Genomic DNA, 7,324 nt, shown 5'->3' on the forward strand with positions numbered 1-7,324 from the left:
AGTCGTACTTGTTATAATATTGATATCCATACCTCTAATCCTACTTATTTTATCGTAATCTATTTCTAAAAATGAGATATGCTCTTTTATACCAAAGGAAAAATTACCATTACCGTCAAATTGCTTTACACTAAATCCTCTAAAATCTTTTTCTCTCGGTAAAGCAACATATATCAATCTTTCTAAAAATTCATACATTTTATCTCTACGCAAAGTTACTTTACAACCTACTGTAGCGCCTTTTCTTATCTTAAAACCAGAAATAGATTTTTTTGCAAACGTTGATACAGGCTTTTGCCCTGCAATTAAATATAGATCATCAAGTGGCTCATTTATTGCTTTACTGTCCGTAGCAGCATCTCCAACACCCATATTAATACATACCTTGACAAGCTTAGGTACTTGCATCATATTGCTGTAGTTAAACTTGTCCTTCAAGGATTTTACTATACTATCTCTATACAATTCTTTAAACATATCAACCTAGTCTATTACTTCCCCAGAAACTTTTGCAAAACGCACTTTTTTACCATCTATAATCTTAAACCCTACTCTAGTTGGAGCTTTATATTTAGGGTCTAATATTGCGATGTTAGATATATCAATAGCTAATTCTTTATTTAGTATACCGCCACTACTACCAGCTTTCGGTTTAGTATGTTTCTTATGTACATTCACTCCAGAAACAACAGCCTTTTTTTTAGCATCACGTGTGATAATTTTAATTACTTCACCAACTTTTCCTCTATCCCCGCCAGTTAAAACTATAACGTCATCACCGCTTCTTATTTTTGCACTCATTATAAAACCTCAACAGCTAATGACATTATTTTCATAAAAGAACTAGACGGTAATTTCTTCACCGGGCCAAACACTCGAGTACCAAGTGGCTCACCTTGATTATTAACTAAAACTACAGCATTGCTAGAAAAACAAATTACAGAGTTATCAGATTTTCTAATACGATTTCTCACTCTAACAACAACTGCTCTATATACTTTTCCCTTTTCGACCTTCCCTTTCGGGTTGATAGATTTAGTAGACACAATAATTGTATCACCTATAGATGCAGACTTCCTTCCGCCCAACAAGCCAATACAAAGCACTTCACGTGCACCAGAATTATCAGCTACTTCTAACAATGTATTTTTTTGAATCATATAAGCACCTTACTCAACTCGCACAACAATCCATTTTTTAGTAGTAGAAATAGGCTTGTGTTCTTGTATAAAAACCCTATCTCCTTCTCTGCAGCTATTATTCTCATCATGTGCTGTATACTTTTTATATTTTTTTATAACTTTCTTATAAAGTTTATCCTTATATACCCGAAGTACTGAGACCTTTACAGTTTTATCGCACTCAGACTTAGTTACAATACCACAAAAAATCTTCTTAGGCATTCTCTTCCTCTATCCTTCTTTCATTTAATATAGTTAAAGCACGAGCTATGCTCTTTCTTATCAAGCCAAAACGCGAAATATTACTACACTGTCCTAATTTCTTCTGAAAAACTAAATTAACAAATTCTTTCCTCAAATTTACAAGAATTTCATGCAACTCTTGCGAGGATTTTAATCTAATGTCAGTTATATCCATCGTAACTCCGTTCAACTATGATTAGATATAAATTTACATTTTACAGGAAGCTTGGCAATTGCTTTTTCAAGCGCTAATCTTGCTAAATGCATGGGAACATCACTACTAATCTCAAACAACACCCTACCAGGCTTAGCTTTAAATACCCAAAATTCAACACTACCTTTTCCTTTACCCATCCGTACATCTGCTGGCTTTTTACTAACAGGAGTATCAGGAAAAATTCTTATCCACACTTTACCAGAACGTTTCAACGTTCTGGATATCACACGCCTCACAGTCTCAATATGCTTAGACTGAATTCTACCTGCTTCTATAGCTTTTAAACCATAATCACCAAAAGATAGTGTGCTACCACCTTTTGTATTACCCTTAATTCTCCCTTTAAACACCTTTCTATACTTACTCTTTTTGGGAACAAACATTTCAATACGCCTTAATTAACAACATAAACCCAAACCTTAACTCCTATAATACCATATATAGTCTTTGCTTCACAAAAAGCATAATCTATATTAGCACGTAAAGTGTGTAAAGGCAAACGACCTTCTTTATACCATTCAGTACGAGCTATCTCAGCTCCACCAAAACGCCCAGAACAGCTTACCTTGATACCTCCACCTCCCATTCTCAAACAACTTTGAATAGCTTTTTTCATTGCTCTTCTAAATGAAACACGTTTCTCTAATTGCTGTGCTATGCTGTTTGATATTAAAGCTGCATCTACTTCAGGCCTTTTTATTCCTACTACATTCACTTCCACATTATTTTTTACTTTCTCAGCTATCTTTTGTTTTACCTTCTCAATATCCAAGCCTTTCTTACCTATTATCACTCCAGGTCTAGAAGAATGTATTGTCACAGACACTAAATCAACTTTGCGCTCTATAATTATTTTGGAAAGACCAGCGTGCTTAAAAGACTCATTTATGTAACTGCGAATAGACAAATCCTGATGCAATTTTTCTTTGTAATCTTTATTAGCATACCAAATAGAATCCCAGGTATTAGTATTTATTTTTAATCTAAATCCTATAGGATTAACCTTCTGCCCCATATTTTACACCTTCCTCACTAATTTTATACTCTTACAAATCATACAATTTCCTCTAACTTTATAGTTATGTTGCTGTAATGCTTGCTAATTCTATTGGCTCTACCCATAGCTTTTGGGAACACCCTGCGCAAAGTAAAAGACTTGCCTACCAAAACTTCCTTTATATATAGATTATCAATATCTAATCCATAATTATATTGAGCATTAGCAATTGCAGAGTTTAATACTTTCCCTATAAGACCGGCAGCCTTCTTTTCGCAAAACCTCAATTGCACAGTAGCAAAAGAAACTTTTTTATTGCGTACTAAATTGGCAACCAAGTTTAATTTACGAGGGGTGGATTTTAAAATCCTAGAACTAGCTTTAATTACTGTGTACTTGTTTTTCATACTAACTACCTTCTTGCTGCCTTTTTATCACCACTATGTCCAGTAAATTTACGAGTAGGTGAAAATTCACCAAATTTATGACCTATCATATTCTGATCATTAACATTAACAGGAATGTAATCTTTACCATTATAAACAGCAAATTTTAAACCTAAACAACTAGGAAGAATCACAGAAGCTCTAGAATGAATTTTTATCACCTTATTAATAAAACCCTCCTTTAAAGCTCTATTCACTAACTTTAGCACAGATGGGTGACAAAAAGGTGGTTTCCATGTAGATCTACTCATAAACTAACCTTTCAATTGTTTTATATACTTATCACTAAATTTATTTCTTTTCCGAGTTTTCTTTCCTTTTGTTGCAACACCCCAAGGAGTAACAGGGTGACGCCCACCAGAAGTCTTTCCTTCTCCACCCCCATGAGGGTGATCCACTGGATTCATAGCAACTCCGCGAACAGCAGGCCTAACTCCCAACCACCTACTTCTTCCTGCTTTACCTAATTTTCTATTTTTACGATCAGGATTAGACATTACACCAATAGTAGCTTTACAAGAAGACAAAATCAACCTAACTTGACCAGACCTCAACCGTAATAAAACATAGTTGCCATCACGACCAACAATTTGTGCATAACAACCAGCAGCTCGAGCAATAACAGCACCATTACCTGGTTTCAGCTCAATACCATGAACAAAAGAACCAACAGGTATACACCCCAATGATAAACAATTACCTGGCAATATATCAGCATCATCTCCTGACATTACAACATCACCAGGCTTTACGTTTCGTGGAGCTAGTATATAAGATTTCGTATTGTCGCTCTTATATGATATTAACGCTAAAAACCCACTTCTATTTGGATCATATTCTATTTTCTCAACTGTACCCTGATCATTTCTATTACGTTTGAAATCTACAATTCTGTACTTCTTTTTGTGACCACCACCCTTATGGCGAGTTGTAATTCTACCGTAATTATTTCTTCCACCACTGGACTTTTTACCAAATGTGAGAAGCTTTTCTGGTTTATCTTTTGATAAACCAACTTTACTTACTAACACAGTTCCACGAGAGGATGGAGTAACAGGATTAAGAAATTTTATACCCATATTAAACACTCATTATATCTAACTTTTGATCATCCATCAACGAAAAATAAACTTTCTTTTTTTGTTTTTCATAGCCAACCACGCCTCTAAAGCGCCTACGTTTAGGTTTAACTCTAACAATATTTATAGAGGAAACTTTAACACTAAATAGAGACTCTATTGCCAACTTTATTTTATGCTTATTTGCATTCATGAAAACATACAAAGAATATTTATTAAATTTTTCCCTTAAAAAAGAGGCTTTTTCCGTAATTATAGGACATTTTATTATATCATTGTATTTAATCATAACAATCTACCTTCAAGATGTTTTAAAGCATCACTTGTCAACATTATGCATTCATGATTTAATATATCAAAAACATTCAACCCGATAGGCTTGATCAAGTTTACATGGTGCAGGTTTCTAGTAGCACGTAGCAATTCATCTCCATAATCACCAACTATCAGAAAGGAAGAAAATTTAAAATTTTTAATATATTTACACATTTCAGATGTTTTCTTCACATCAACATTCAAATTATCAAGAATGATTAATTGATTATTAAAATATTTTAGAGATAAAGCAATTTTTAAACCAAATTTGCGTACTTTTTTGTTAAGAGAATAGGTATAACTCCTAACAACAGGACCAAAAATAACTCCACCACCCCTAAACTGAGGAGAACGCAAGCTTCCTTGTCTTGCTCTACCAGTACGTTTTTGACTATAAGGCTTAGCTGTTGTACCAGAAACATCACTGATGCCTTTTACTTTGTGAGTACCAGCTCTCTTCTTTGCTAATTGCCACCTAACTATATCATGCAAAATACTCAATTTTTGCTTAACGGAAAATATCGCAGGATTAAGCTGAGCAATACCTATATTATCATTAGATAGATTAACTAATTTATATTCCATAACTAATTTACCAAACCACTAGCATTATCATCATCTGCGTCTAACAGTAGACCTACCGGAAAAGGAATATCTTTATGTAAAGGCTTTTTAACTGCATCTCTCACAAAGACGTAAGAATTTCTAAATCCAGGAACGTTGTTGCCTTTTACAGCAATTATACTATTTTCATGATCGATAGATAATATTTTCATGTTATGTACAGTTACCCTGCTACTACCTAAATGACCAGCCATTTTCTTTCCTTTAAATACTCTACCAGGATCCTGACATTGACCAGTAGAACCTTGCGACCTATGAGCAATAGAAACACCGTGAGATGCCCTAAGCCCACTGAAATTATATCGCTTCATTACACCAGCAAACCCCTTACCTATAGAATAACCTGTAATATCAAGATATTGACCAACTACAAAATGGTTAACTCCCACTCTTTTACCACACTCTATTCCTGAAAGATCACTCAATCTACTTTCATATAGTCTATATTTACTATTTATTCCTCTTCTCTTTAAGTATTCTAACTGAGATCTTGCAATATTTTTAAAATCTCCAGTACCTAAAATAACCGAATTATAACCACATTTACCTTGCTCTTTCACATCAACAATACAAGTTTCACTAAGATGCAATAAAGTTACAACCATGCGACCACTATCAGAGTATATAGCAGTATGACCAACATTTGTCATCAATAAACCAATTCTTTTCAACAAATTCATTCTTTTCATTTTCCTTTCCTAAAGACTTTTCTAATCTTTAAATAAATTTCTACACCAGGAGGAGGGGGAGGAAAAAACGATGAATCTCCAAGCATCTGCATCATAGCAGGGGTGAGGCCATATAGAACAATCAGACGCTCAGAAGTTCTCTTTTCAAATTGTTCATGAGACTTTTTATCAACATGAGGAGACCTACCAACATCGAATTTAAAATTATCTCTTGGTAGTGCAACCGGACCTGATAGCTTTGCATCAGAATGTTTAAATTTGTCCTTAAATCCACGAACAAACTCTCTAACGTATTTCTCTAATTTTGAACAATCAAAAGCTTTACTTATGATATATGCAACTTGTTCTATTTCAGCCACCACGTCTACTCCAAAATTTCAGATACAACACCAGAACCAACAGTTCTACCACCCTCTCTTATTGCAAAGCGCAATCCCTTATCCATCGCTATTGATGCTTGCAATTCCACTTCTATACTTACATTATCTCCCGGCATTACCATCTCTTTCCCTTCCAGCAATTTTATACTCCCCGTTACATCTGTCGTCCTTATATAAAATTGTGGCTGATAATTCGCAAAAAATGGCGTATGCCTCCCTCCTTCTTCTTTCTTCAATATATACACCTCCGCCTTAAACTTCTTATGCGGCATTATTGTCCCTGGCTTTGCTAACACCTGCCCTCTCTCCACTTCTTCTCTCTTTGTCCCCCTCAACAGTATCCCCACATTGAGTCCCGCACATCCCTTGTCCAGTAACTTCTTAAACATCTCAACACCTGTACATATCGTCTTTTGCGTCGCTTTTAACCCTATCATTTCTATCTCTTCTCCCATCTTTATTTCTCCTTTTTCTATTCTTCCTGTTACTACCGTTCCACGCCCCGATATCGAAAATACATCTTCTATCGGCATTAAAAATGGTAAATCCACAGGCCTCGGCTGATCAGGCACATACTCATCTAATGCTTTCATCAATTTATCCATTGATTTTTTCCCATATTCACTATTTTCGTCACCTTCCAGCACTTTCAGTGCCGAACCTACAATAACTGGTACTTCATCTCCAGGAAAACCATACTTTGTTAACAATTCTCTGACTTCCATCTCCACTAAACCAATCATATCGTGATCAGCAACATCAGCTTTATTTATGTATACCACAATATGCTTAACACCAACTTGCTTTGCCAGTAATATGTGTTCCCTTGTTTGTGGCATCGGACCATCAACCCCTGACACTACCAATATTGCCGCATCCATCTGCGCTGCGCCTACTATCATGTTTTTTACATAGTCAGCATGCCCAGGACAATCAACGTGTGCATAATGCCTCTTTTCCGTCTGATATTCAACGTGTGCTGTCGCGATCGTTATTCCTCTTTTCCTCTCTTCTGGTGCTTTATCTATTTGATCGTATGCTACAAAATTCCCATAATACTTTGTTATCGCCGCTGTCAATGTCGTCTTCCCATGATCCACATGCCCTATTGTCCCCACATTCACATGCGGCTTGCCAAATGCTTCTACTACTT

General features: G+C 35.4%; 15 protein-coding genes. All 15 read right to left on the reverse strand.

Annotated elements, in window-relative coordinates; genetic code table 11:
- Positions 1 to 477, reverse strand: a 477-nt coding sequence (rplE, locus tag DM84_RS03600) for a 50S ribosomal protein L5 (protein WP_250778376.1), incomplete at its 3' end; no start/stop codon positions are given.
- 6 nt (positions 478 to 483) lie between these two features.
- Positions 484 to 801, reverse strand: a complete 318-nt coding sequence (gene rplX, locus DM84_RS03605; RefSeq protein ID WP_284706127.1) for a 50S ribosomal protein L24 — start codon at positions 799 to 801, stop codon at positions 484 to 486.
- Positions 801 to 1,160, reverse strand: a complete 360-nt coding sequence (gene rplN, locus DM84_RS03610) for a 50S ribosomal protein L14 (RefSeq protein WP_250778377.1) — start codon at positions 1,158 to 1,160, stop codon at positions 801 to 803. Before rplN ends, rplX begins: the two co-directional genes overlap by 1 nt.
- A gap of 9 nt (positions 1,161 to 1,169) precedes the next feature.
- Positions 1,170 to 1,403, reverse strand: coding sequence for a 30S ribosomal protein S17 (rpsQ, locus tag DM84_RS03615; protein ID WP_250778378.1), 234 nt, complete (start codon positions 1,401 to 1,403; stop codon positions 1,170 to 1,172).
- A complete protein-coding gene (gene rpmC, locus DM84_RS03620; RefSeq protein WP_250778379.1) occupies positions 1,396 to 1,599 on the reverse strand; it encodes a 50S ribosomal protein L29 in 204 nt (67 codons plus the stop codon). Before rpmC ends, rpsQ begins: the two co-directional genes overlap by 8 nt.
- A gap of 11 nt (positions 1,600 to 1,610) precedes the next feature.
- On the reverse strand, positions 1,611 to 2,024 hold the full coding sequence (gene rplP, locus DM84_RS03625; protein WP_250778380.1) for a 50S ribosomal protein L16: 414 nt from the start codon (positions 2,022 to 2,024) through the stop codon (positions 1,611 to 1,613).
- Between the two features lie 11 nt (positions 2,025 to 2,035).
- Positions 2,036 to 2,656: a 30S ribosomal protein S3 gene (rpsC, locus tag DM84_RS03630; RefSeq protein WP_250778381.1), complete on the reverse strand. Its 621-nt coding sequence runs from the start codon at positions 2,654 to 2,656 to the stop codon at positions 2,036 to 2,038.
- A 38-nt stretch (positions 2,657 to 2,694) separates the two neighbouring features.
- Positions 2,695 to 3,045: a 50S ribosomal protein L22 gene (gene rplV, locus DM84_RS03635; protein WP_250778382.1), complete on the reverse strand. Its 351-nt coding sequence runs from the start codon at positions 3,043 to 3,045 to the stop codon at positions 2,695 to 2,697.
- A 5-nt stretch (positions 3,046 to 3,050) separates the two neighbouring features.
- Complete coding sequence (rpsS, locus tag DM84_RS03640) at positions 3,051 to 3,335, reverse strand: 30S ribosomal protein S19 (RefSeq protein ID WP_250778383.1); 285 nt, start codon at positions 3,333 to 3,335, stop codon at positions 3,051 to 3,053.
- Between the two features lie 3 nt (positions 3,336 to 3,338).
- Entirely contained in the window at positions 3,339 to 4,163 is an 825-nt protein-coding gene (gene rplB / locus DM84_RS03645; protein ID WP_250778384.1) for a 50S ribosomal protein L2, read from the reverse strand.
- A 1-nt stretch (position 4,164) separates the two neighbouring features.
- Positions 4,165 to 4,452: a 50S ribosomal protein L23 gene (locus tag DM84_RS03650; protein WP_250778385.1), complete on the reverse strand. Its 288-nt coding sequence runs from the start codon at positions 4,450 to 4,452 to the stop codon at positions 4,165 to 4,167.
- On the reverse strand, positions 4,449 to 5,063 hold the full coding sequence (gene rplD / locus DM84_RS03655) for a 50S ribosomal protein L4 (RefSeq protein ID WP_250778386.1): 615 nt from the start codon (positions 5,061 to 5,063) through the stop codon (positions 4,449 to 4,451). The genes DM84_RS03650 and rplD overlap by 4 nt, the downstream gene beginning before the upstream one ends.
- Positions 5,064 to 5,065: 2 nt before the next feature.
- Positions 5,066 to 5,791: a 50S ribosomal protein L3 gene (gene rplC, locus DM84_RS03660; protein WP_250778387.1), complete on the reverse strand. Its 726-nt coding sequence runs from the start codon at positions 5,789 to 5,791 to the stop codon at positions 5,066 to 5,068.
- Positions 5,788 to 6,141 (reverse strand): 30S ribosomal protein S10, encoded by a 354-nt coding sequence (rpsJ, locus tag DM84_RS03665; protein WP_250778390.1) that lies wholly within the window; start codon positions 6,139 to 6,141, stop codon positions 5,788 to 5,790. Before rpsJ ends, rplC begins: the two co-directional genes overlap by 4 nt.
- Positions 6,142 to 6,155: 14 nt before the next feature.
- Positions 6,156 to 7,324: elongation factor Tu (gene tuf / locus DM84_RS03670; protein ID WP_250778388.1), on the reverse strand; the 1,169-nt coding region annotated here is incomplete at its 5' end.

This window comes from Wolbachia pipientis, assembly GCF_023661085.1.
Classification (GTDB): domain Bacteria; phylum Pseudomonadota; class Alphaproteobacteria; order Rickettsiales; family Anaplasmataceae; genus Wolbachia.

Excerpts from the sequence above, each read along its gene's own strand:
- rplX (WP_284706127.1), bottom strand. The coding sequence starts at position 801 with ATGAGTGCAAAAATAAGAAGCGGTGATGACGTTATAGTTTTAACTGGC.
- rplN (WP_250778377.1), bottom strand. The coding sequence starts at position 1,160 with ATGATTCAAAAAAATACATTGTTAGAAGTAGCTGATAATTCTGGTGCA.
- rpsQ (WP_250778378.1), bottom strand. The coding sequence starts at position 1,403 with ATGCCTAAGAAGATTTTTTGTGGTATTGTAACTAAGTCTGAGTGCGAT.
- rpmC (WP_250778379.1), bottom strand. The coding sequence starts at position 1,599 with ATGGATATAACTGACATTAGATTAAAATCCTCGCAAGAGTTGCATGAA.
- rplP (WP_250778380.1), bottom strand. The coding sequence starts at position 2,024 with ATGTTTGTTCCCAAAAAGAGTAAGTATAGAAAGGTGTTTAAAGGGAGA.
- rpsC (WP_250778381.1), bottom strand. The coding sequence starts at position 2,656 with ATGGGGCAGAAGGTTAATCCTATAGGATTTAGATTAAAAATAAATACT.
- rplV (WP_250778382.1), bottom strand. The coding sequence starts at position 3,045 with ATGAAAAACAAGTACACAGTAATTAAAGCTAGTTCTAGGATTTTAAAA.
- rpsS (WP_250778383.1), bottom strand. The coding sequence starts at position 3,335 with ATGAGTAGATCTACATGGAAACCACCTTTTTGTCACCCATCTGTGCTA.
- rplB (WP_250778384.1), bottom strand. The coding sequence starts at position 4,163 with ATGGGTATAAAATTTCTTAATCCTGTTACTCCATCCTCTCGTGGAACT.
- DM84_RS03650 (WP_250778385.1), bottom strand. The coding sequence starts at position 4,452 with ATGATTAAATACAATGATATAATAAAATGTCCTATAATTACGGAAAAA.
- rplD (WP_250778386.1), bottom strand. The coding sequence starts at position 5,063 with ATGGAATATAAATTAGTTAATCTATCTAATGATAATATAGGTATTGCT.
- rplC (WP_250778387.1), bottom strand. The coding sequence starts at position 5,791 with ATGAAAAGAATGAATTTGTTGAAAAGAATTGGTTTATTGATGACAAAT.